Annotated in this window: 15 protein-coding genes; 2 read left to right on the forward strand and 13 right to left on the reverse strand. The window is 63.1% G+C overall.

Translation table 11 applies throughout. The features are described from left to right. Positions 1-32 precede the first annotated feature (32 nt). From M0654_RS03440 to M0654_RS03490, 11 genes are all read right to left on the reverse strand, one after another. Entirely contained in the window at positions 33-518 is a 486-nt protein-coding gene (locus tag M0654_RS03440) for a MaoC family dehydratase (protein ID WP_248681843.1), read from the reverse strand. Between the two features lie 77 nt (positions 519-595). Then, positions 596-2,530 carry a glycogen debranching protein GlgX gene (gene glgX, locus M0654_RS03445; protein ID WP_248681844.1) on the reverse strand — a complete coding sequence of 645 codons (1,935 nt, stop codon included), beginning with the start codon at positions 2,528-2,530 and terminating at the stop codon, positions 596-598. 33 nt (positions 2,531-2,563) lie between these two features. Beyond that, positions 2,564-4,192, reverse strand: a complete 1,629-nt coding sequence (locus M0654_RS03450; RefSeq protein ID WP_248681845.1) for an alpha-D-glucose phosphate-specific phosphoglucomutase — start codon at positions 4,190-4,192, stop codon at positions 2,564-2,566. 3 nt (positions 4,193-4,195) lie between these two features. After that, a complete protein-coding gene (gene glgA / locus M0654_RS03455) occupies positions 4,196-5,641 on the reverse strand; it encodes a glycogen synthase GlgA (RefSeq protein WP_248681846.1) in 1,446 nt (481 codons plus the stop codon). A gap of 6 nt (positions 5,642-5,647) precedes the next feature. Next, the gene (gene glgC, locus M0654_RS03460) at positions 5,648-6,910 is read right to left on the reverse strand and encodes a glucose-1-phosphate adenylyltransferase (protein ID WP_248681847.1); all 1,263 of its coding nucleotides are present in this window, start codon (positions 6,908-6,910) and stop codon (positions 5,648-5,650) included. Positions 6,911-6,929: 19 nt separating this feature from the next. Next, positions 6,930-9,140, reverse strand: coding sequence for a 1,4-alpha-glucan branching protein GlgB (gene glgB, locus M0654_RS03465; RefSeq protein ID WP_248681848.1), 2,211 nt, complete (start codon positions 9,138-9,140; stop codon positions 6,930-6,932). Continuing rightward, positions 9,140-11,599 (reverse strand): glycogen/starch/alpha-glucan phosphorylase, encoded by a 2,460-nt coding sequence (locus tag M0654_RS03470; protein WP_248681849.1) that lies wholly within the window; start codon positions 11,597-11,599, stop codon positions 9,140-9,142. Before M0654_RS03470 ends, glgB begins: the two co-directional genes overlap by 1 nt. 185 nt (positions 11,600-11,784) lie before the next feature. Further along, positions 11,785-13,059, reverse strand: a complete 1,275-nt coding sequence (locus M0654_RS03475; RefSeq protein ID WP_248681850.1) for a TadE/TadG family type IV pilus assembly protein — start codon at positions 13,057-13,059, stop codon at positions 11,785-11,787. Between the two features lie 144 nt (positions 13,060-13,203). Continuing rightward, entirely contained in the window at positions 13,204-14,082 is an 879-nt protein-coding gene (locus M0654_RS03480; RefSeq protein WP_248681851.1) for a transglutaminase family protein, read from the reverse strand. A 17-nt stretch (positions 14,083-14,099) separates the two neighbouring features. Further along, positions 14,100-16,517, reverse strand: coding sequence for a circularly permuted type 2 ATP-grasp protein (locus tag M0654_RS03485; RefSeq protein ID WP_390919520.1), 2,418 nt, complete (start codon positions 16,515-16,517; stop codon positions 14,100-14,102). A 9-nt stretch (positions 16,518-16,526) separates the two neighbouring features. Next, positions 16,527-19,865, reverse strand: coding sequence for a transglutaminase family protein (locus tag M0654_RS03490; RefSeq protein ID WP_248681852.1), 3,339 nt, complete (start codon positions 19,863-19,865; stop codon positions 16,527-16,529). 180 nt (positions 19,866-20,045) lie between these two features. Between M0654_RS03490 and M0654_RS03495 the strand changes: the two genes are divergently transcribed. Further along, on the forward strand, positions 20,046-21,839 hold the full coding sequence (locus tag M0654_RS03495; protein ID WP_248681853.1) for an ABC transporter ATP-binding protein/permease: 1,794 nt from the start codon (positions 20,046-20,048) through the stop codon (positions 21,837-21,839). 23 nt (positions 21,840-21,862) lie between these two features. Here M0654_RS03495 and M0654_RS03500 read toward each other — a convergent pair whose 3' ends face one another. Further along, the gene (locus M0654_RS03500) at positions 21,863-22,270 is read right to left on the reverse strand and encodes a DUF1801 domain-containing protein (RefSeq protein ID WP_248681854.1); all 408 of its coding nucleotides are present in this window, start codon (positions 22,268-22,270) and stop codon (positions 21,863-21,865) included. Positions 22,271-22,351: 81 nt separating this feature from the next. Further along, positions 22,352-24,421 (reverse strand): ATP-dependent helicase, encoded by a 2,070-nt coding sequence (locus M0654_RS03505; protein ID WP_248681855.1) that lies wholly within the window; start codon positions 24,419-24,421, stop codon positions 22,352-22,354. A gap of 237 nt (positions 24,422-24,658) precedes the next feature. On the opposite strand from M0654_RS03505, the gene M0654_RS03510 reads away from it, so the two are divergent. After that, entirely contained in the window at positions 24,659-24,832 is a 174-nt protein-coding gene (locus tag M0654_RS03510; protein WP_248681856.1) for a DUF1328 domain-containing protein, read from the forward strand. The last annotated feature ends 56 nt before the right edge of the window (positions 24,833-24,888 follow it).

The raw sequence follows: 24,888 nt of genomic DNA on the forward strand, positions 1-24,888 counted from the left end.
GCGGTGATGAGCCGCGCCTTCGGTCGTTTCGGTCAAACGGTTTCCGGGCGATCCTTCGGGTCGAACTGGACGATGGTGATCCAGGTCGCCGTCATCGCCGGTTTCTTTTCGTTCTCGATTTCGACGCTCACGTCGTAGGTGGTCATCAGCATGCCGGCGCCGCGAAAACGCGTGTCGGCGAGCTTGAAATGGCCGCGAATACGCGCGCCCGGACGCACCGGCGACATGAAGCGGATGCGATCGAAGCCATAGTTGAGGCCCATCGTCTGCTCGCGGATCTTCGGGACGCAGTCGAAGTTCATGGCCGACAGGAGCGAGAGCGTCAGGAAGCCATGCGCGATGGTGCCGCCGAAGGGGCTTTCGGTCCTGGCGCGTTCTTCATCGACATGGATGAACTGATGATCGAGCGTGGTGTCCGCGAACATGTTGATCATCGACTGCGGAACCGTGATCCAGTCCGATACTCCGACAACGGTGCCAACAAGGCCGGGCATATCGGCAAGCGAAACTTCAGGCATGCTACCTCACGAGGCTCAGGGAACTGCCGCGAACTCTAGCGAAATCAGCGCGCCAAGCGAGCGATTTTTGCATCGCATCATGCGGGGAAACAGAAGCGCACCGATCGCGGCGGAAGCATGCCCTGCCAGGCTTCGCCGGTGACCACATCCGTCCAGCCTTCGCCGGGCAAAGCGAAGGCGAAGGGCTCATGGCTTCGGTTGATGAGGACGGCCAGATGCGTGGCCTGGTCGGTGGTTCGATCGGATGTCGAGAGCATCATGCCGAGCACCGGATTGCTGGCGTTCTCCCAATCACCCACCTGCATCGGCTGGCCGGCAGCGTTCAGCCATTCGACATCGCCTTCGCCGGTGAAGAAGCTCGTCTCCGAGAAGACGGAGAAGCGCTTGCGCATCGCGGAGAGCGCGGCGGTATGCTCGACCAGGCTTTCGTCGATCGTGCTCCAGTCGAGCCAGGTGATCTCGTTGTCCTGCGCATAGGCATTGTTGTTGCCGCGCTGGGAGCGGCCTGCCTCGTCGCCCATGGTGAGCATCACATGGCCGCGCGTGGCAAAGAGGGTCGAAAGGAGGGCGGCAACGTCGCGGCGGCGGTGCTCGAGGATCGCCGGGTCCTGCGTCTCGCCCTCCACGCCGTTGTTCCAGGAGAAGTTTTCGCCGTGGCCGTCGCGGTTTTCCTCGCCGTTCGCCTCGTTGTGCTTGTGCTGGTGCGACACGAGATCAATCAGCGTGAAGCCGTCATGGGCGGCCAGGAAATTGACCGAGCGTGTGTGCCCGTTGCGGAAGACGTCCGAGGAGCCGGCAAGCCGGGTCGCAAGCGCGCCGGTCATCCAGTTATCGCCGCGCCAATAGCGGCGGATGTCGTCGCGGGCGCGGTCGTTCCATTCGAGGAAGGGTTGCGGGAAATTGCCGAGCTGGTAGCCGCCCGGGCCGATGTCCCATGGTTCGGCGATCAGCACGCGGTCCTTCAGCACCTCGTCACCGAGCATCGCCGTCAACGTTTCGGCGTTCGGGTCGAAACCGTCGGCCGTGCGGCCAAGGATCGGCGCGAGATCGAAGCGGAAGCCGTCGACGCCAGCCGACAGCACGAAATGCCGCAGCGTATCGAGGATCAGCTGGCGTACCACGGGATGGTCGCAGGCGATCGTGTTGCCGGTGCCGGTGTCGTTGATCAACTGGCCGGGATTGTCACGGGCATGGCGGTAATAGGTTAGGTTGTCGAGCCCGCGCATGGAAAGTGTTGCGCCATAACGGTCGCTTTCGCCCGAGTGGTTGAAGACGAGGTCGAGGATGACGCCGATGCCAGCCGCATGCAGGGCGGCGACGGTTTCGCGTAGCTCCGTCATGCCGCCCGGGCAGATGCGCGGATCAAGCGCCATCAGCGCGATCGGGTTGTAACCCCAGCCGTTTGTCAAGCCCAGCGCCGGCAGGTGGCGCTCGTCGATCCAGGCGGTGATCGGCATCAACTCGATCGCGTCGACGCCGATCCTCTTCAGGTGCGCGATGACGGATGGATGGGCGAGCGCCGCGACCGTGCCGCGCTCAACTTCGGGCACATCCGGGTGCAGCATGGTGAAGGGCTTGACGGCGACCTCGTAGATGAAGCCGCCCGGCGGCAGGAGCGGCTTTCCTACCCTGGCCGGCTGGTCGCGCGTGACGATCGCCTTCGGCACGAGGTCGGCGGTCTCGACGCCGTATTGCGACAGGCGCTGATCGTGGCGGAAAGGCCCGTCGAGCTCGCGGGCGTAAGGGTCGACGAGGAGCTTCGACGGGTCGAACCAGAGGCCGCGATCCGGATCATAGGTGCCGTGGGCGCGGTATCCGTAGCGCTGTCCGGGATGGATCGAGGGCACGTCGATACGATGAACGGCATCCTCGCCACGCTGCATGGCCAGTGCCTGCTCACGGCCATCGGCGTCGAAGAGGCAAAGTTCGATGCGCTTGGCGTGCTGCGAGTAGACCGCGAACTGCGCCATCTTGTCGGTGAGGGTGACACCGAGCTGGCGGGGTGAGAACATCCGCGGCCTCCCAGGGTTTCAGGTCTTACGCGATCACGTGATGACCGTGGGCTTGTCGCGGCCGGTGCGTGTCTTGAGCTCCGAAATCTCGTTCGCCACGGCGATCAGGTCGGCGAGTGCCGCCTGGGTTTCGATGCCGTGCTTGGCCGGGTCGGGTTCGTAGCGCTCGACGTAGACGCGGATGGTGGCGCCCGAGGTGCCGGTGCCGGACAGGCGGAAGACGACGCGGGAGCCGCCCTCGAACAGCACGCGCACGCCCTGATTCTTCGACACGGATCCATCGACCGGGTCATGGTAGGCAAAGTCATCCGCGGCCGCGACCTTCAGCGCGCCAAAGCTCTGGCCCGGCAGGGAAGCGAGCTTTTCGCGCAGCGCCGCGACAAGAGCGTTGGCGGCCTCGGTGTCGACTTCCTCGTAGTCGTGGCGGGAATAATAGTTGCGGCCGTATTCCGCCCAATGTTTGGTGACGATCTCGGCGACGCTCTCCTTGCGGGCGGCCATGATGTTCAGCCAGAAAAGCACTGCCCAGAGGCCGTCCTTTTCTCGCACGTGGTCGGAGCCGGTGCCAAAACTCTCTTCGCCGCAAACGGTCGCCTTGCCGGCATCGAGCAGGTTGCCGAAGAACTTCCAGCCGGTCGGCGTCTCGTACATGCCGATGCCGAGCTTTTCGGCGACGCGGTCGGCGGCGGCGCTGGTTGGCATGGAGCGGGCGATGCCGGCGATGCCCTTGGAGTACCCGGGAGCGACGGTCGCATTGGCGGCAATGATCGCAAGGCTGTCGGACGGGGTCACGAACATACCCTTGCCGACGATCATGTTGCGGTCACCGTCGCCATCGGAGGCGGCGCCGAAATCGGGGCCGTCGGCGCTCATGACGTCGTCATAAAGGTCCTTGGCGTGGACGAGGTTCGGGTCCGGGTGATGGCCGCCGAAATCCGGCAGCGGCGTGAAATTGCGCACCGAGCCTTCCGGCGCGCCGAGGCGCTTTTCGAAGATCTCCTTGGCGTAGGGGCCGGTCACGGCGCCCATGGAATCGATCGCAATGCGTACTCCGCCGGCGAGCAGGGTGCGGATGGCGCCGAAGTCGAACAGTTGCTCCATCAGTTCGGCATAATCGGCGACCGGATCGATGACCTCGACCGTCATGCCGGCGACGTCGAAGGATCCGAGCTGGTCCAGGTTGAGGTCCGGGACATCAGCGATCCTGTAAGCGTCGATGACCTTGGTGCGGGCAAAGATCGCATCGGTGATCTTCTCCGGTGCGGGGCCGCCATTGCCGATATTGTACTTGATGCCGAAATCTTCGGTCGGGCCGCCCGGATTGTGGCTGGCGGAAAGCACGATGCCGCCGAAGGCCTTGTACTTGCGGATGATGTTGGAGGCGGCGGGCGTCGAGAGGATGCCGCCCTGGCCGACCATGACCTTGCCGAAGCCGGCGGCGGCGGCCATCTTGATCGCCTTCTGGATGACCTCGCGATTGTAATAGCGGCCGTCGCCGCCAATTACGAGCGTCTTGCCCTGAAAGCCTTCCAGCGAATCGAAGATCGACTGGATGAAGTTCTCCGCGTAGTTCTCCTGCGAGAACACCGGCACCTTCTTGCGCAGGCCCGAGGTGCCCGGCTTCTGATCCTGATAGGGGGCTGTCTTGACGGTCTTGATCATCGGTCAGGATCCTTTTTTGGCAAGCAATGTCTTGTAGAGATTGGCGTAGAGCGCAGCGCTCTTCATCCAGGAAACGTCGGTTTTCATGCCCTGCTTCTGCAGCGCGGTCCAGGTTTTCGACTCCCCGTAGAGCGTGACCGCCCGACGCAGCGCGCGGCGCAGGTTCATGGCAGTGATGGGGCCGAAGGCGACGCCGGTGGCAGCGCCCGCCGCAAGCCCGGCATGGCTTGCGTCGATCACGGTGTCGTTGAGGCCGCCAGTACGGGCCACGATCGGCACGCAGCCGTAGCGCAGGCCGTAAAGCTGAGTCAGGCCGCAGGGCTCGAAGCGGGACGGAATGATGATCGCATCGGAACCCGCCTGCATAAGGTGGGAGAGCGGCTCGTCGTAACCGGTGACGAGCGAAACGCGGCCGGGGTGGCGGGCGGCAGCGGCCTGGAAAGCCTGTTCAAGCGCGGCATCGCCCGAGCCGAGGATAGCGAGCTTGGCGCCTGCGTCCACCAGGTCGTCTACCGCCTTGGCCAGCAGATCCATCCCCTTCTGCCAGGTGAGGCGGGACACGACGCAGAAGAGCGGCGCCCGGTCGCGGTCGAGGCCGAAACGTTCCGCAAGCGCGATCTTGTTCGCGGCGCGGTTCTTGAGGGTCGTCGCGGTGTAGTTGGCGCGCAGATTTCTGTCGGTTGCCGGATCCCAGACCGCGTCATCGATGCCGTTGACGATGCCATGGAGATCGCCGGCGCGGTGGCTGAGCAAACCTTCGAGCCCCATGCCAAATTCCGGCGTGAGGATCTCTTCCGCATAGGAGGGGCTGACGGTGGAGATCGCCCAGCTCGCCTGCAGCCCGGCCTTCAGGTAACCCACACCGCCGAAATATTCGACACCATCGATACCGAAGGCGTGCTGCGGCAGGTCGAGGTCGGGGAAGATCTCGGCGCCGTACTGGCCCTGGAAGGCGATGTTGTGGATGGTGATGAGGGACGGAACCTCGCGGGCATCCGAGAAGCGCATATAGGCGGGCACCATCGCCGCCTGCCAGTCATGCACATGCACGATGTCCGGGCGCCAGCCGCCGATCCCGTCCTGTGCGGTCTGCGCGCCCGCTTTCGAGAGCGCCGCAAAACGCAGCCAGTTGTCGGCGTGGTCCTTGCCGTTCGTGTCGAGATAGGGGCCGCCCGGCCGGTCAAACAGAGCGGGCGCATCAAGAACAAGGAGATCGAGGCCCTGGTGCTCGACGGCGAGGACATCGGCCTTTGCGCCGAGCAGGTCGTCGAAACTCCCGACCACCTTCGGGTTGTTGATGGCGCGCATCACGGCCGGGTAGCCCGGCATCAGCGTTCTTACCGAGACGCCATTCTGCTTCAGCGCCAGCGGCAGCGCACCGGCAACATCGGCAAGTCCGCCGGTTTTCACCAGCGGATAGACTTCGGACGCGACCGAAAGCACTTCCATCGTGAATTACAGGTCCAGTTTATCGATCATTGCCTGGGTGATGAGGCATATGCCGCTGTCGCTGCGGCGGAAGCGTTTGGCATCGAGTTCCGGATCCTCGCCGACGACAAGGCCTTCCGGAATGGTGACGCCGGCATCGATGACGACGTTGCGAAGCTGTGCGCGGCGGCCGATCCGCACGTTGGGCAGCACGACCGCCCCGTCGAGGCGCGAATAGGAATTGGCGCGCACGCCGGTAAACAGCAGGCTGCGGTGCAGCGACGAGCCGGAAATGATGCAGTCGCCCGACACGACGGAGGATATCGCCGAACCGCGGCGGTTTTCGTCGTCATGCACGAACTTGGCCGGCGGGGTGATCTCCGCATAGGTCCAGATCGGCCAGGACTTGTCGTAGATGTCGAGGCCCGGCACGATCTCGGTGAGGTCGATATTGGCCTGCCAGTAAGCGTCGATCGTGCCGGCGTCGCGCCAGTAGGGCTCGCGTTCGAAATCGGAGCGGACACAGCTGTCGGCGAAGCGGTGCGCCACGGCTTTGCCATGCTCGACGATGTAGGGAATGATGTCCTTGCCGAAGTCGCGGCTCGACCCCGGCGTATTGGCGTCGCGCTTCAGGGCTTCCATCAGGAACTTGGTGTGGAAGACGTAGATGCCCATGGAGGCAAGGGCAAAACCCGGATTGCCGGGGATGCCCGGCGGGTCGGCGGGCTTTTCAACGAAGGCGATGATCTCGTCCTTCTCGTTGACATGCATCACGCCGAAGCCGGTGGCTTCCATGCGCGGCACTTCCAGGCAGCCAACCGTGACATCGGCGCCGGAATCGACATGCTGCTGGAGCATGTATTCGTAGTCCATCTTGTAGACGTGGTCGCCGGCGAGGATGACCATGTATTCCGGCGCATAGGCCTCGATGATGTCGATGTTCTGGAAGACCGCGTCGGCGGTGCCCTCATACCATTGCGTTTCGGACACGCGCTGGGAGGCGGGCAAGATGTCGAAGCTTTCATTGCGTTCGGGACGGAAGAAGTTCCAGCCGCGCTGCATGTGGCGGATCAGCGAATGCGCCTTGTACTGGGTGGCAACACCGATGCGGCGAATGCCGGAGTTGAGAGCGTTCGAGAGTGCGAAATCGATGATGCGCGCCTTGCCGCCGAAATAGACTGCGGGCTTGGCGCGCCGGTCAGTCAGTTCCTTCAGGCGGCTGCCACGCCCCCCGGCCAGAACATAGGCCATCGCATCACGCGACAGGGGCTGGATTCTCTTTTCGTGCATTCTTGTCCCTCCCAAAAGCTTATGCCTGTTCCAGTTCGAGCATGATCGTCGCAAGCGGCGGCAACGTGACGTCGGCCGATATGCTTCCACCTGCGTTCATGGCCTGGACGCGCCCGCCATTGCCCTTGCCGCTACCACCGTAGATCTCCGCATCGGTGTTGAGAATTTCCCGCCATCTACCCTCGTTTGGCAAGGGGACCCGGTAGTTTTCCCGATAAACCGGCGTGAAATTCGTGATCACCGCCACAGGCTTTTCGCCCGGTGCCATGCGCAGCCAGGCATAGACCGAATTGTCCGCATCGTCGGCGATCAGCCAGCGGAAGCCTTCGCCTTCGCAATCACGCGCGTGGAGCGCGGGCTTGGAGCGGTAACAGAAGTTGAGGTCGCGCACCAAGCGGCGCATGCCCTCGTGCGGGTGGTATTGCAGCAGGTTCCAGTCGAGCGAGCGGCTTTCGCTCCATTCCGCCCATTGGGCAAATTCCTGGCCCATGAAGAGCAGTTTCTTGCCGGGATAACCCCACATGAAGCCGTAATAGGCGCGAAGATTTGCGAACTTCTGCCAGTCGTCGCCGGCCATCTTGGCAATCAGCGAACCTTTGCCATGCACCACCTCGTCGTGGGACAGCGGCAGCACGAAGTTCTCCGAATAGGCATAAACGAGCCCGAAGGTCATCTCGTGGTGATGATGCTTGCGGTGGATCGGCTCACGCTTCAGGTAGCTCAGCGTGTCGTGCATGAAACCCATGTTCCACTTGAAGCCGAAGCCAAGCCCGCCTTCGTGCACCGGATGCGAGACCTTCGGCCATGACGTGGATTCCTCGGCGATCGTCATCACGCCGGGATGGGCGCCATAGGAGAGCGAATTCATCTTCTGCAGGAAACGCACGGCTTCCAGGTTTTCACGCCCGCCATATTCGTTCGGTACCCATTCGCCTTCCTTGCGCGAATAGTCGAGGTAGAGCATGGAGGCGACGGCATCGACGCGGAGCCCATCGAGATGGAATTTCTCCGCCCAATAAAGCGCGTTGTTGACGAGGTAGGAGAGGACCTCGATGCGGCCGAAATTGTAGATCGCCGTGTTCCAGTCGGGGTGGAAACCCTGGCGCGGGTCCTCGTGCTCGTAAAGCGCGGTGCCATCGAACTGGCGCAGGCCGAACTCGTCTGTCGGGAAATGCGCCGGCACCCAATCGAGGATGACGCCAATCCCGACCTTGTGGCAGCCGTTGACGAAGCGCGCGAAACCTTCCGGTTCGCCGAAACGGGCGGTCGGGGCAAAGAGGCCGGTCGTCTGGTAACCCCAGGACGGATCGAACGGGTGCTCGGTGATCGGCAGGAATTCAATATGGGTAAAACCCATGTCGGTGCAGTAGGGGATCAACTGGGCGGCAAGTTCGTCCCAGGACAGGAAAGTGCCGTCGTCGCGTTTGCGCCAGGAGCCGGCATGCACCTCGTAGATGCTGATCGGCTGGCGACGATGGTCGGCCTTTTCCCAGAAGGCGCGGTGCGCATCGTCTTCCCATTCCTGGACGAGTTCCGGTGCCGTCACGGAGGCCGTTTGCGGCCGCAGTTCGGCGCGACGGGCGTAAGGGTCCGCCTTCAGCGGCAGCAGTTCGCCATTCTTGCCGATGATCTCGAACTTGTAGGGCGAGCCGGGGCGCACGTCGGGCGCAAAGATTTCCCAGATGCCGGTATCCATCCGCAGCCGCATGACGTGGCGGCGGCCGTCCCAGTTGTTGAACTCGCCAACCACCGAGACGCGCTTGGCATTCGGCGCCCAGACGGCGAAGTGGAAACCGTCGACGCCCTCGTGCTTCAGCGGGTGGGCGCCCATCTTGTCGAAGAGCCGCAGGTGCGAGCCTTCACGCAGCAGGTAGTCGTCCATCGGGCCGAGCACCGGGCCGAAGGTATAGGGGTCGGTGACGGCCCATTCGACATCGCCGCGGCGGGCGCGGTAGCGCACCGGTTGAAGATGCGCGACCTCGACCAGGCCTTCGAAATAACCGGCCTCGTGGCGGCATTTCAGTTCGCCAAGATCGGTGCCGTTCAGCGTCAGCGCCGTAACCGCCTCGGCGCCGGGAATGAAACATCTGAGGCGGTAGGCATCCCTGAGCCGGTGAAGCCCGAGGACGGCAAACGGATTGGCATGCCTGCCTTCGATGATCGCCTCGATCTCTGATAACGGGATTTCGCCAGGGGCTCGTCCGTCATCGACACGGGGCGATTTCTTCATCAGGCTCTCCAGATTTCCGACGCGTACTGGCGAATAGTTCTGTCAGAGGAGAACCATCCCATGCGGGCGGTATTGCGAATCGTTTTCGAATACCAAGACTTAGGGTCTGACCAGATTTGGTCAACGTGCCGCTGTGCTTCCGCATAGGCGTCGAAATCGGCCGCGACCATGAACCAGTCGTGGTTATAGATGCCGTCCATCAGGCCTGTGAAACGCGAACGATCATCGGGCGAGAAGACGCCGGAGCTGATGGCGCTGAGCGCCTGGGCCAGTTCGCGGGACTTTTCGATGATGGCGCGGGGCTGGTGGCCCTCGTCGCGCACCTTCTGAACCTCTTCGGCGGTGAGGCCGAAGATGACGATGTTGTCCTTGCCGACATGATCGCGCATCTCGACATTGGCGCCATCGAGCGTGCCGATGGTGAGCGCGCCGTTCAGCGCGAACTTCATGTTGCCGGTGCCGGATGCTTCCATGCCGGCGGTCGAGATCTGCTCGGAAAGATCGGCTGCCGGGACCATGATCTCGGCGAGCGAGACGTTGTAGTTCGGCACGAAGACGACCTTGAGCAGGCCACGGACGGCCGGGTCGTTGTTGATGGTGCGTGCCACGTCGTTGGCGAGCTTGATGATGAGCTTGGCGTTGTGGTAGCTCGGCGCCGCCTTGCCGGCGAAGAGTTTTACGCGGGGCACCCAGTCCTGTTCCGGATGCGAGCGAATCTGGTCGTAGAGCGCGACCGTCTCGATGATGTTGAGCAGCTGGCGCTTGTATTCGTGGATGCGCTTGATCTGGATGTCGAACATGGCCGACGGGTCGAGCCGGATGCCCATGCGGCTGCCGACGAGGTTGGCAAGCTGCACCTTGTTCGCCCGCTTCACCGCCGCGAACTTTTCCTGGAAGGTCTTGTCGTCGGCGAACTTGTCGAGTTCGCGCAGCGCCTCGGTGTCGTCGAGGAACTTGTCGCCGATCGCGTCCTGCACCAGCGCGGTGAGGCCCGGGTTACACTGCATCATCCAGCGGCGCGGCGTAATACCGTTGGTCTTGTTGTTGATGCGGGCCGGGTAAAGCTTGTGAAGGTCGGAGAAGACGGTGACCTTCATGAGATCGGTATGGAGTGCCGAGACGCCGTTCACCGAATGCGAGCCGACAAAGGCAAGGTTGCCCATTCGTACGCGTCGCTCGCCGCCTTCGTCGATCAGCGAGATCGAGCGGATCTGGCCATCCGAGAAGCCCTGCTTGCGTGCCTGCAGCAGGATCACCGCGTTGATCGCATAAACGATCTGCATGTGGCGCGGCAGGAGGCGCTCGAAGAGCGGCACGGGCCAGCTTTCCAGTGCTTCCGGCAGGAGCGTGTGGTTGGTGTAGGAGAAGGTCTGGCGGGTAATCTCCCAAGCCTGCTCGAAATCCATGCCGTGGATATCGGTGAGCAAGCGCATCAACTCGGCAATCGACACGGCCGGGTGCGTATCGTTGAGCTGGATCGAGACCTTCTCATGCAGGTTGGTGAAATCCGGATATTGCTGCAGGTGGCGGCGCAGGATGTCCTGGAGCGAAGCCGAAGAGAAGAAGAACTCCTGGCGCAGGCGCAGTTCCTGGCCAGCCGGGTTGGCGTCGGCCGGGTAAAGGACGCGGGTGAGTGCTTCCGCCTTGTTGCTCTCGCGCAGGGCGCCGATATGGTCGCCGGCATTGAAGGCATCGAGCAGGATCGGGTCGATCGGCTGGGCCGACCAGAGGCGCAGCGTGTTGACGCGCTTGCCGCGCCAGCCGACGACCGGGGTGTCATAGGCCATGGCGATGACGCGTTCGGCCGGCTTCCAGACATAACGCGGCGATTCATCATACGCACCGACCGTTTCGACGCTGCCGCCGTAGCCGATTTCGTAAGCGCTTTCGCGGCGCTCGAATTCCCAAGGGTTGCCGTGGGCAAGCCAGGTTTCCGGCAGTTCCACCTGCCAGCCATCCGCCATCTGCTGGCGGAACAGGCCGTGGACATAACGGATGCCGTAGCCGTAAGCGGGGATGTCGACGGTCGCCATGGATTCCATGAAGCAGGCGGCAAGGCGACCAAGGCCACCGTTGCCAAGCGCTGCATCCGGCTCAAGGCCCGCAATGACGTCGATATCGACCCCGAGCGAGATCAGTGCATCTCGCAGTTCCGCCATCAGGCCAAGGTTCGACACGGCGTCGCGCATGAGGCGGCCGATCAGGAACTCGAGCGACAGGTAATAAACGCGCTTGCCGCCGGTGCGGTAGACCTTGCGGGTCGACTCCATCCAGTGGTCGATGATGCGGTCGCGGATGACGAGGATGGCGGCGGTCAGCCAGTCATGCGGTTTTGCGACCTTCGCGTCCTTGCCGATGCGGTAGGTGAGACGCTCGATGATCTCCTCCGCCATGATCTCTGGTCGTGAGCTACGCGGAGCCGGCTGGGGAATATCAACGGAGGAAATGGTTTTCTGCATTAAGTCGCCAACTTTCTGGAGAGCGGAGGTGCGTCCGATTCAGTCAATCCGGCATGATCTATCGATAGAGTTTATGCACCGTTATGAATCGGTTGCAATCATCCATCTATGTTTGACTATCTTGCGGCAGGCAAAGCAAAATGCCCCGCCGTTTCCGGCAGGGCATTTCTCAAGGTTTGCGACCGTTAGTTGGTGAGGCGCGTGCCGGTCTTGGCGGCCTTGCGGGCGATTTCGCCGAAGGTCTGCACGAGCTGCGTCATGTTGTTGGGCTCGTAGTAGAATTCCTTGCCGCTGGAGCAGGCTTCGAGCAGTTCCTTGCCCTTTGCTGGCGCCATGAAGGCGATCGTGTAGATCTTGATCGGGTTGCCGCCGGCGTCCTTGTCGTTCTTGGCCTGCTCGCAGATCCCCATGACCTGGTCGTGGATCTTCTTGCTCCAGATGCCGCCGTTGCCGGTCATCTCGCCATCCGTCATGAAGACGATGAAGCGTTCAAAGCTCTTGTTCTTCTTGGCGTCGTGGGCGTTCTTTTCGCGGGTGTTCTCCGCCTTCAGGGCTGCATAGGCATTGGTGAGCGCGCCGCTTGCGTCCGTCCCGCCATCCGGCTTTGCCGGCAGCTTGGTGACGTATTTGGAGACCTCGGAAGTGCCCCATTCGATCTTCTGCTCAGACTTCGTCTTGTCGTCGTAGGACGAGGCGCCGACGCGGATGAGACCGCTGTTCGGATCGGCCTTCTTGAGCTCGTCGAACATGACGCCCGCGGCCGTCTTCAGCGACGCCATCTTCACGATGTAGTTCGGCGCATCGACATATTCTTCGACCAACCGCTCGCACATGATGGCCTCGTTGTCCGGGCAAGGATACTTTTCCTTGCGCTGCTTCTTGACCTTCTTGGACGGCGCCACCGGGTCGATGGTCGTGGTATCCCAGGCCATGGAGCCGGATTCATCGAGCACGAGATACATGGAAAGCGCATTGCCTTCACGGCCACTGGAGGCGCGGCTTTCGACGGTCACCTTGAGGGTCTTGAAGCCGACGACGGCGCTCATGCCGTTCATCGGGATCTCGTAGGTCGACTTCATGAGGACGTCGTAGCTGTCCGAGTTGTTCGACGAGGTGGAGGTCGTCTGGAAGGTCGTGGCGTCGCGGAGCTTCTTTTCTTCTTCCGCGCGCTGTTCCGGCGTCAGGGAGCCGTCGGAGGCAAGCGTCTGCGAGATGAAGGTCTTGAGGCCGAGCGCTGCGGCCTCCTGCTCGCTCATGTTGCCCTTGTCTGCCATGGCGGAGGCAACCGCGAGCGTGGCCGCATCGGCCAGTGCCTGGATCCGGCTCTTCTGGTCAAGAGCATGGCTGACATCAACCGCGATGCCAGCAAGTCCAAGCATAACGGGCAACATCACGGCAGTAATGATGCCGAAATTGCCGGAACGATCCTTCAGAAGACGCTTAAACTGAATGCTTTGCATGGTGCACCTTGGATCCTGACCCAGAGCCCTCAAACATCTGATCAGCGACGTTTAGAAGGTACGGGTATAGGAACTCCTAAGCTTTTACCTGCAATTTTACCGGATAAGCAGAATCAGACCCAAAACGAGGCTATTTCTACTCGGCTATTTTACCGGGACAACATCGACAGCCTGGATGACCTTCTGGTTACCATAACCCTTGAGCACGCCGATGACAGGTGCGACGTCGGAGTAATCCCTGCCGTAACCGACGACGATGTGGTCGCTGCCGGCCGGCATGTTGTTGGTGGGGTCGAGTTCGATATAGCCCATGGTCTCGCCGCACCAGACGCGCACCCAGGCATGCATGGCGTCGGCACCTTCCAGCCGCTCCTTTCCCGGCGGCGGCAGCGTACGCAGGAAACCGGAAACGTAGCCGGCGGGGATGCCGAGGCTGCGCAGCGCGACGATCATGATATGCGCGAAATCCTGGCAGACGCCGCGCTTCAGGCGAAAGGCTTCCCTGGCGGTGGTGTCGACCGTGGTCGCCTCGCCATCATAGGTGAAGTCCGAGTGGATGCGGGCGCAGAGCGCGGTGGCGATCTCGCGCACCGTCTGCCCGGGCGTCAGGATCTCCTGCGCGTAAGCCGCGATCAGCGGCTCTTCGGGAAGCCGCGGGCTGACGCCGGCAAAGTGGTGCGGTGAATCCGGTTCGACCGACCATAACGCCGCAAGCTGCTCCTTCAGTTGCGCGAGCTCCGGCGAGAAGTCTGCCGTCAGTGGCTGCGCTTCCACCTGGACACGGGCCTGCATGCGGATATCGAACCGCTCATGCGGGGCGCGCACCAGCACGGAGGTTGCCTGCTGTCCGAAGAAATCCACGAAGGTGGTTTTCTCGTCTGCATTCGGGGAAACGCTGACCGAGCCCGCGATAAGGCGCTGGCGATCCGGCAGGGAAAGAGGCAGGAGGCGGATGACATGACGCGCACCGGATGCCGGCACGTCATAGACATAGCCCATGTGGAGATTGAGGTCGTAGAGCATCCCGTCGTCCTGCGGCCTCAGTTGAAGTAAGTCTGGCCGAGGATATCGGACAACTTCTCCATCTCCTGTTCGAGCTTGCGATAAACCTCTTCGGTCATGGCGTCCGGCGTCATGACGGCAAGGCTGGAGTGAAGGCGCATGGCCTCGCGGTAGAAGGGCGACATCTGGCCGTTCACATAAGCGTTCGGCAATTGCTCGACTTCGGCGCGGATCTCGTTCAGCTGGAAGAGGATCGAGCGCGGATTGAGCGCATCGAGCGCGAGCAGATCGGCCACCGTCAGCCGGGCGGTTGCCACGTTGTAGCGCCGCCGGTGGGTCATGACGCTGTCGCCGATCTCGATCAGCATGTCGAGCGAGCCGTCGGGCGCGTACGGCCCCGACATGTGGCCGAGCAGCCGGGTCATGTGAAGTCCGCGTTCGAGGTAGCGGCCGATCGACAGGAAACGCCAGCCGGTGAAGCGGTACATGTTTTCGTGCACGAGGCCGGCAAAGCCCGCGAGCTTGCGCAGCAGCACCGTCATGGCATGCGCCGCGTCATCGCCGGGCTGGACGCGGTCGTGGAAGCGCCGGGCAGTCTTCGAAAGGTCGTTGAGCGCCAGCCAGCCGTCCGGCGAGAAGCGGTCGCGCAGGTTGCTGGCGGAATAGATGGCGCTGTCGATGTTCCGGAGCAGGGTTGCCGGCACCGCCTTCGTCATGTCGAGGTCGATGCCCTTGAGGTAACGGGCAATGTCGGCGAGCAGCGGCGTATCCGGATCGGCGGCTTCCGCATAACGCAGATGCCAGGCGCGCAGGATGCGCAGCGCCCCCTCGGCGCGCTCGATATAACGGCCGAGCCAGAAGAGGTTGTCGGCCGCGCGGCTCGGCAGCGAGCCCGGCATGTTGCGGGTGAAGCTTTCCTCCGGCGGCAGGAGCGTCGACTTGTTGACCGGCTTGTCGGAGACGATCCAGACATCGGCGGCGGTGCCACCGGCCTGCATGGCGATTGCGGCGACGTTATCTCCGGTGCCGATCCGCGCAAAGCCGCCCGGCATGATCTGCCAGCCGGTTTCGGTGCGGGCGGCATAAACGCGCAGCGACATCGGCCGCGGCGTCAGCTTTCCGTCCACATAGGCCGGCGTGGTCGAGAGCGTCACGACTTCCTGGCCGACGAGCTTGGCGCCTTCATTGGCGAGCCACTCGCCGACCGCATGCTTGGCTGTATTGCGCAACGAGGCGCCGAGCACCGACTGGCCGTTATCGTCGAAGAAGGGCAGGCGCGAATAGGCAGGGCCGATGACCATGCGCTCGATGTTCCTGGCCACATGCTCACGCTCGTCCTTCTGGCCACACCACCAGGTGGCGATCGACGGCATGATGAGGTCCTCGCCGGTCAGGCGGCGGCAGATCGACGGCATGAAGGCCAGCAGCGCGCGGGTTTCGAGGATGCCGGAGCCGAGCGCATTGACGAAGGTGACCGCGCCGGAGCGCAGCGCCTGCACCATGCCGGGGGTGCCGATATGGGAATTCTGGTTCAGCTCCAGCGGATCGGCATAGGATGCATCAAGCCGTCGCCAGAGCACGCCGATTGGCTTCAGGCCTGCCACGGTGCGGACCATGACGCGGTTGTTGACGACCGTCAGGTCCTCGCCCTCGAGCAGCATGAAGCCGAGGTAGCGGGCGATATAGGCGTGTTCGAAATAGGTCTCGTTGGCCGGACCCGGAGAAAGGACGGCGATCCGGTCTTCCGGATATTGCTTGTGCTGCTGAAGCGCATCGCGGAAGGCACCGAAGAAGGAGGCCAGCCGATGCACATGGCTTTCGGCATAGATGTCGGAAAAGGCGCGGGTGGTGGCGACGCGGTTCTCCAGCGCAAAGCCTGCGCCCGACGGCGCCTGGGTGCGATCGGCAAGCACCCACCAGTTGCCATCCGGGCCACGGCCGATCTCGAAGGAACAGAAGTGCAGGTAGTGGCCGCTCACAGGCTTGACGCCGACAAGCGGGCGCAGGAATTCTGAGTTGTTGGCGATGAGCGCCGGCGGGATGCAGCCTTCCTTCACCAGCCTGTTGTCGCCGTAGATATCCGCGATCAGCGCTTCGAGCACTTCGGCGCGCTGGGTCAAGCCCTTGCAGACGGTGTCCCATTCCTTGCCGTCGATGAGGACCGGCACGTGGCTGATCGGCCAGTTGCGCTCAGCATTGCCACCGCCAGGTGCGTCATAGGTGCGGTAGAAGACGCCGGCATCACGCAGGTAGCGGTCGGCGCGAGCGAAGCGCTCGTGCAGCTCGCTTTCGCTCATGCGGCCAAGGTGGTTGATGAGGTTGCGCCAGACGGGCCGGATCTGGCCGCTCGGGTCCATCATCTCGTCGGCAACGCCGGGCAGCGCCGCATAACCGCGGACGGGATCGGCAAGCACCGCCCCTTCGCTCACCCGTTCCATTGCCGGTGCCTTGGACATCGGTTCTTCTTACACTCCGTGCGGCCGGCGCAGGTCGAGCGTCAGCGGGAATTCCGGCGAAGGCACTTCGGCGCGCAGCGGATAGCTGCCGGCCGTGTGGCCCCAGGGTTCGAACCGGGCGAGGCGGCGTGCCTCTGCCTCGTTGCCGTTGACCGGGAAGGTCTCATAGTTGCGACCGCCCGGATGCGCAACATGGTAGATGCATCCGCCGACCGACCGACCGGACCATGTATCATAAACATCGAATGTAAGCGGCGAATTAACCGGAAGCACCGGATGAAGCCCCGACGCCGGCTGCCATGCCTTGAAGCGGACGCCGGCGACCGCGGTGCCGGAGGCGCCCGTCTCCCTGAGCGGCAGGGCGCGGCCATTGCAGGCGACGGTGTAGCGCGCCGGGTTGCTCGTCTCGAGCTTCACCTGGAGGCGTTCGACGGAGGAATCCACGAAGCGGACGGTGCCGCCGATCGCCCCCTGTTCACCCATGACATGCCAAGGCTCGAGCGCCTGGCGCAGTTCCAGCTTGCAGCCCTCGTATTCCACCTCACCGAAGAAGGGGAAGCGGAATTCCAGCTGCGCCTCGAACCATTCCGGCCGCAGGTTGAGACCGTTTTCGCGCAGGTCCTGGAGGACATCGAGGAAGTCTGCCCAGATGAAGTGCGGCAGCATGAAACGGTCGGCAAGCGCGGTGCCCCAGCGGACGAACTTGCCCTGCAGCGGGTTCTTCCAGAAACGGGCGATGAGGGCACGAACCAGCAACTGCTGGGCGAGCGACATGCGCGCATTGGGTGGCATCTCGAAGCCGCGGAACTCGACGAGACCAAGACGCCCGGTTGGGCCATCGGGCGAAAACAGCTTGTCGATGCAGATCTCTGACCGGTGGGTGTTGCCGGTGACGTCGGTCAGGAGGTTGCGGAACAGGCGGTCCACCAGCCAGGGCAGGGGAGGCTCGCCCTGTCCGGGGGCGGGCACCTGGGCCAGCGCGATCTCCAGCTCGTAGAGCGAGTCGTGGCGCGCCTCGTCAATGCGCGGCGCCTGCGAGGTCGGGCCGATGAAGAGGCCCGAGAAGAGGTAGGACAGCGACGGGTGGCGCTGCCAGTGGAGCACGATGCTCTTCAACAGGTCCGGGCGGCGCAGGAAAGGGCTGTCGTTCGGGTTGGCGCCACCGACGACGACATGGTTGCCGCCGCCGGTGCCGGTGTGGCGGCCGTCGATCATGAACTTGTCGGCGCCGAGCCGGCTCTGGCGGGCTTCCTCGTAGATCGCCGTGGTGATGTCGACGGTTTCCTTCCAGCTCGAGGCCGGATGGATGTTGACCTCAATGACGCCGGGATCGGGGGCGACGCGGATGACATTGATGCGCTCGTCATGCGGCGGCGCGTAACCTTCGATATGCACCGGCATGCCCAGGCTTTCGGCGGCGTTTTCGGCGGCTGCGATCAGTTCGAGATAGTCTTCGATGCGCTCCACCGGCGGCATGAAGACACACAGGCGCCCGTCGCGTGGTTCAACGGAGATGGCGGTGCGCACCGCGCCGCCAATTTCGCCCGCCACCTGCTCGACGCGGCCGGGATTGGCCGGGTCAGTGGCCCGGAAGGAGGATTCCGGCATGGCGCGTCCGGCGGGGACGATGGCGTCAGGGAGGGGATCACGCGGGATCGTCGGATCTGCCTCGTGGATATAGGGAAACTGCGAGGGCGGCACATGGGGCAGGGTGCCGAGCGGCAAGCGATAACCCACGGGACTGTCGCCGGGAACGAGGAAGATCTTGCCGCGCCGCGTGCGCCATTTCTCGCTCACCCAACGGCGGCTGGGTGTCTCGCCGCGCGCCTGCGAGTTCCAGGCCTGTACGGGCAGCACGTAACCGCTCGGTGTCGTCAGGCCACGTTCGAAGACGCGGGCGATGCGGCTGCGCTCTTCCGGATCTTTCAGCTTGGAGTTGGAGGGATCGACATTGTCCGGCAGGCTGCCTTCGCGCAGGATCCATTCGGCGGGATCTTCATAGGCCGGAAGCACCATCTCGGTGTCGATGCCGAGTTCGGTGGCGAGCGCGGAGAGCAGCTTTTGGGCGTCACCTTCGCCGACATGGTAGTCGCCGCCTTCCTGGGCAATCAGGTCCGGCTTGTTCCAGATCGGCCGGCCGTCCTTGCGCCAGTAGAGCGAGAAGGTCCAGCGCGGCAGGCTTTCGCCCGGATACCACTTGCCCTGACCGTAATGCAGGAAGCCGCCCGGCGCAAAACGTTCGCGCAGCCGGCGGATCAGGATGTCAGCCTTTTCCCGCTTGGTCGGGCCGACTGCGGCTGTGTTCCATTCGTCGGACTGGAAGTCGTCGATCGACACGAAGGTGGGTTCGCCGCCCATGGTGAGACGAACATCTTCGGCGGCAAGCACGGCATCGACCTGTTCGCCCAATGCGTTGAGTGCGTCCCAGCTTTCATCCGAAAACGGCTTGGTGATGCGCGGGTGCTCGGCGACACGCTCCACCTTCATGTCGAAGGCAAAGCTCGTCTCCGCTTCGCCAAAGTAGCCGCCAGAGATCGGTGCGGCATTGCGGTAATGGGGCGTCGCGGCAAGCGGGATATGACTTTCGCCGGTCAGGAGGCCCGACGTGGGATCGAGCCCGATCCAGCCGGCGCCGGGCAGGTAAACTTCCGCCCAGGCATGCAGGTCGGTGAAATCCACTTCGGTGCCGGACGGGCCATTGAGCGCCTTCAGGTCCGGCGTCAGCTGGATGAGGTAACCGGACACGAAGCGCGCGGCAAGACCGAGATGGCGCAGCACCTGGACGAGCAGCCAGCTGGTATCGCGGCAGGAGCCCTTGGCGAGGGTGAGCGTTTCCTCCGGCGTCTGCACGCCGGGTTCCATTCGGATGACATAGGCGATCTCGCGCTGCAGGCGGGCGTTGAGCCCTACCACCATGTCCACCGTCGGCTGGCCCGGCGTCTTGTCGATAGTGTCAAGGAAGGCCTGGAGGTTGGGCGTCGCCGGCTCCGGCTTGCGGTAGATCGACAAGTCCTCGACGAGGTTTTCCGGATAGAGGAACGGCCAGTTCGTCGCCTCTTCCTCCACGAAGAAGTCGAACGGGTTGTAGACCGTCATGTCGGCAACAAGGTCGACCTCGATCTTGAACTCGGTTGCCGGTTCGGGAAAGACGAACCGGGCGAGGTAATTGCCGTAAGGATCCTGCTGCAGATTGACGAAATGATTCTGCGGCGAAACCTTGAGCGAATGGCTCAATACCTTTGTTCGGGAATGGGCGGCGGGCTTGAGGCGGATGATCTGCGGTCCGAGACGGACGGGTTTGTCGTACATGTAATGGGTGAGGTGGTAGATACTCGCCTTGATCGACATCGGTTCCCCAAAAGCAGCCTGTTGCACGGATTTTGGGCGCTGCCTGAGAAGAATGCAAGGTGCAATACTTGGGCGAGGCCCAAGATGTTTGCCGGGTGTTGCTGGCACTGCCTCCTGCAAAGCCTGCGGCGGCATGATAAAGCTCGCTCAATACGATAAGGCGGCAGGGAATAAAGACAGATGACCCATGCTCAGGAAGCGGCTCCGCAATCTTACGAGCTTCCGTTCGGCAGTCAGTTGCGGATGATGATCGGCGCCTTCTGGAGCGCCGAGGTTCGCAACAAGGTGCTGGTGCTGACGGTGGCGTTGCTCGCCGTCATATTCGCCACCACTTATGCGACCTACAAGCTGAATGAATGGAACGGGCCGTTCTATGACGCGCTGGAGCGGCGCGACATGCCCGAATTCCTGAACCAGTTGATGGTGTTCGGCGTCCTTGGCGTGTCGCTGACGCTGCTCAACGTCATCCAGCAGTGGCTGAACCAGACTACCGCGCTGCGCATGCGTGAAGGCCTCGCGCGTGACCTTGCGGAAGTGTGGCTGAAACCCGGTCGGGCGCTGAAGCTCGGTGGGGCAGGCGCGATCGCCAACAATCCCGACCAGAGGCTGCATGAGGATACGCGCATCCTGGCGGAGAACACGACGTCGCTGGCGATCGGTCTCGTTAATTCCACCATCCTGCTCGCAAGCTTCATCGGCGTGCTCTGGGCGATATCGTCGGACTTCGGCTTCCGCATCGACGGGCGCGTCATCACCATTCCGGGCTACATGGTCTGGGCAACCATCATTTATGCGCTTGCCGGCTCGCTCTTGAGCAGTTTTGTCGGCCGTCAGTTGCCGCGGCTCAATGCCGACCGCTATGCCCGCGAGGCAGACCTTCGCGCCACACTGGTGCGGACAAACGAGAACCTCCTGCCGATCACGCTGGCACGCGGCGAGGCGAGCGAACTCAACCGCGTCCACTATGCAATCGATGGCGTGCTGCACATGCTGCAGCGGCTGGCGGTGGCGCTTGCCAACCTTACATGGGTCTCCGCCGGCTTCGGCTGGCTCTCGGTGGTGGCGCCGATCATCATCGCCTCACCGATATATTTCTCCGGTGAGCTTTCCTTTGGTGGTTTGATGATGGCGGTGGGTGCCTTCAACCAGGTCAACCAGGCGCTGCGCTGGTATGTCATCAACTTCAGCGTCATCGCGGACTGGCGGGCGACGCTGGCGCGCGTTTCCTTTTTCCGCAACGCGCTGCTCGCGATGGATACGCCGGCCGCGGAGGGCGAGGTGATCAGCCACAGGATGGGACCGCCCGAAGAGGGGATCAGCCTTCGCGGCGTCGCGGTTTATGGCGAGCCGGACAAGGGCGAGGCGGGCCACGGCACACGCATGGGCGAAGACGCCTGCACGATCATGGCGGGCGAGCGGGTGATGATCAATGGTGATCCGGGTGCCGACCGGCACCTGTTCTTTGCAGCGCTTGCCGGGACCTGGCCCTGGGGGCGGGGCGAGATCACGCTGCCGCACGGCGAGACGATGATCCTGATGCCGCAGGAAGGCTACCTCCCCTTCGCCAGCCTGCGGGAGGCAATGACTTATCCCGCCGGCGGCACCGGCATCAGCGACGAGGCACAAAGGACAGCTCTAGAGGTCGTGGGTCTGGAGCGTTACGCAGACCGGCTCGACGCGGTGGAGCGCTGGGACCGCCTCCTCGACAAGGAGGAGGAGGCAGCGCTGCAGGTGGCCAATGTGCTGCTGCGCAAGCCGCAATGGCTGGTGATCGACGACGTGCTGGAGGGGCTCGAACCGCAGGTACAGGCGCGGCTGGTGGAGGCGCTGGCAACGCTCGAAGGTTCAACGATCATCTATGTCGGTCATTCGCAAGCCTTCAGCGACGCGATGTCACCGAAGCTCCTGCACCTGGCGCCGCTCCAGCCCGGCGAGCCTGTAAAGGAGGATGCACCGGAAGAAACGGAGGGGTGAACGGTTCTGCGGGAGGTGCGCCGTCAGAGCTTTTCGCCGGGCAGGGCGGCGGCCTGGCGGATCCATTCCGCAAGCTGCGTTTCGTCGATCACGTCGTCTTCGTGGATGTGGAAATAACGGACCTCCTTCTGCTTCGAGCTTTCCGGCGGCTGTGGCACCAATGATGTGCCCCGGAAGAAGGTGAGCTTCACGTAGCGGTCGAAGCAGTGGAAGGCGAGGAACCAGCCGTTGCCCTCAATGCCATAGAAGGGCGTGTTCCACTTCACCGCCTTGCGAATATCCGCAACCGTCCTTTCGACGAGCCTGTCTAGCGTGCGTCCAACCCGCTTTTTCCAGCCGGGCATGGCGGCGATATAGGCCTGGACCGGCGCGTCTCCGTCGCCCTTCGGGATCTGCGGATTGCCACCGGACAGGAGTTTTGGCTTGTCCATGCTCAAGCTCCCTTCAAGGTTGCCGTTTCGCCCTCAACATCTGAGCTTCCATAGCAGAAATCGCCTTGCGACACGATCCCGTCAGCGCCACATGCCGCGCATCCTGGCCGTCACATCGATGCGCACCTGCTGGCGATGCTGGCGTTCGGCATCCGACATGGGTGCCACGACCGGCCATGCGGTGGTTTCGAAAAACTGCAGCAGGGTGGCCGGGATGAAGCGGGAGCGCGAGGCATAAACATGCCGGTCGCCCTGCGACTGCTGACCATGCACGAAAAATCGCTGCGGCGTGATGAGATGCAGGTGGTCCTTCGCCCGCGTCATCGCGACATAAAGCAGGCGGCGTTCCTCCTCCAGCTCGGCCGTGGAGCCGGTGCCGAGGTCGGATGGAATGCAGCCATCGACGCAGTTGAGCAGGAAGACCGACCGCCATTCCTGGCCCTTGGCGGAATGGATGGTGGAGAGGATCAGGTAGTCCTCGTCCAGCAGTGGCACCCCGGCTTCCGCGCTCGTCGCGTCCGGCGGATCGAGCGTCAGCTCGGTGAGGAAACGTTCGCGCGACGCATAGCCTGCTGCGATCTGCTCGAGCTGCAACAGGTCGGCCTTGCGGGTTTCTGCATCCTCGTGAATGCGTTCCAGGTGCGGTTCGTACCACTGGCGGGCAAGGCCGATCTCGGACGGCCAGCCTTCCTTTCGGCGCACCGCGCTGAGCATCTCGACAAAGGCCGGCCAATCGGCGCCGGAGCGCGGCGGCGCCGGGATTTCTTCGAGTGCTGCGAGCGGCTCCGGATCGGCGGAGATGGCATCGAGGATCTTGCCCGCCGTCTGTGGACCGACGCCCGGGATGAGCTGCATCAGCCGGAAACCTGAAACGCGATCGCGCGGGTTCTGCGCAAATCTCAGCGCCGCCAGCATGTCCTTCACATGTGCGCTGTCGAGGAACTTCAGGCCGCCGAACTTGACGAAGGGAATGTTGCGGCGCGTGAGCTCCACTTCCAGCGGGCCGGAATGGTGGGAGGCACGAAACAGGACCGCCTGGTTCTTCAGCGTCATGCCCGCCTCGCGGTTTTCCAGCACCTTTTCAACGATGTAGTTGGCCTGTTCCGCCTCGTCCTTCACGGTGACGAGGCGCGGCCGCTCCTCGGCTTCCCGGTCGGTCCAGAGGTTTTTGGTGAAGCGCTCGCGGGCCAGATCGATGACACCGTTGGCGGCGGCCAGGATGGTGGTGGTGGAGCGGTAGTTGCGGTCCAGCGTGACGATTTGCGCCGGCGGATCGAAACTTGCCGGGAAATCGAGGATGTTGCGGATCGTGGCGGCGCGAAAGGAATAGATCGACTGGGCATCATCGCCGACGACGGTGAGCCCGCGGCCGCCCGGCTTGATCGCCATGAGGATCGACGACTGCAGGCGGTTCGTATCCTGGTATTCATCGACCAGGACATGGTCGAAACGAGTGCCGACATCCTCGGCAATGGCCGGTTCGGCCATCATCTGCGCCCAGTAGAGCAGCAGGTCGTCGTAATCGAGGACGTTCTGGGCCTGCTTGGCTTCGACATAAGCGCCAAACAGCTCGCGCAGCTGCTTTTCCCAGTTGAGGCACCAAGGAAACTGCCCTTTCAGCACCTCGTCCAGCGGCGTCTCGGAATTGACGGCGCGGGAATAGATGGCAAGGCAGGTTCCCTTGGTCGGAAACCGGCTTTCCATCTTCGAAAAACCGAGCTCGTGGCGCACGAGGTTCATCAGATCGGCGGAATCTTCCCGGTCGTGGATGGTGAAGTCGGGATCAAGGCCGATCTGCTGGGCGTAGAGCCGCAGGATACGTGCGCCGATGCCATGGAAGGTGCCGGCCCAGGCAAGCGCATCGGTCATCACGCCGGCATTGGCGCCCAGCACCTGCTTGCAGATGCGCTCGACACGGCGCGCCATTTCGGACGCCGCGCGGCGGGAAAAGGTCATCAGCAGGATGCGGCGCGGATCAGCGCCAGAGACGATGAGGTGCGCCACCCGGTGCGCCAGCGTGTTCGTCTTGCCAGAGCCGGCACCGGCAATCACCAGCAGCGGACCGGCCGCACCGCCGTTTGGCACGTCCGAACCGTGCTCCACGGCCCGGCGCTGTGCATCATTGAGCTTTTCCAGATAGGCGATCGACATTCGTTTCCGCAGGCTTGTTCCCGATGTGTTCGGCAGCAATAGCTGATTCGCCGCCAAGGCGCCCGTTGTTCGGTGGCGGGTTCGACCGATGGGGTGGCGGATATGCGTTGGCACGTCGAGCGGGATCAGGCAGGGGCAGTTCGTGCAGATGTCGGGAACAGAGCGGGTTGCTCCGTGGTTTGGAACCTCGCGGGTTCGTTCACGTTATCTGCCCATCATTCATCGAGGGTATCTTCCATGCTGAAATGGGCACTGATTTTCCTGGTCATCTCGCTGATTTCCGGCTTTCTCGGCTTCTCGGGCATTTCGCAGGCCACGGCCGGCATCGCCAAAATCCTGTTCTTCCTCTTCCTCGTTGTCTTCGTGGTTCTGGTGGTCTTCGCATTCGCCGTCGGCAGCGCTGTTTTCTGAGAACACGCGAGGGTTGCGACAAGGGAGGTCTCAGCCTGCAAGGGCTGGGGCTTTCG

Origin of the sequence: Neorhizobium turbinariae (assembly GCF_023223505.1) — a bacterium.
Classification (GTDB): Bacteria; Pseudomonadota; Alphaproteobacteria; order Rhizobiales; family Rhizobiaceae; genus Neorhizobium; species Neorhizobium turbinariae.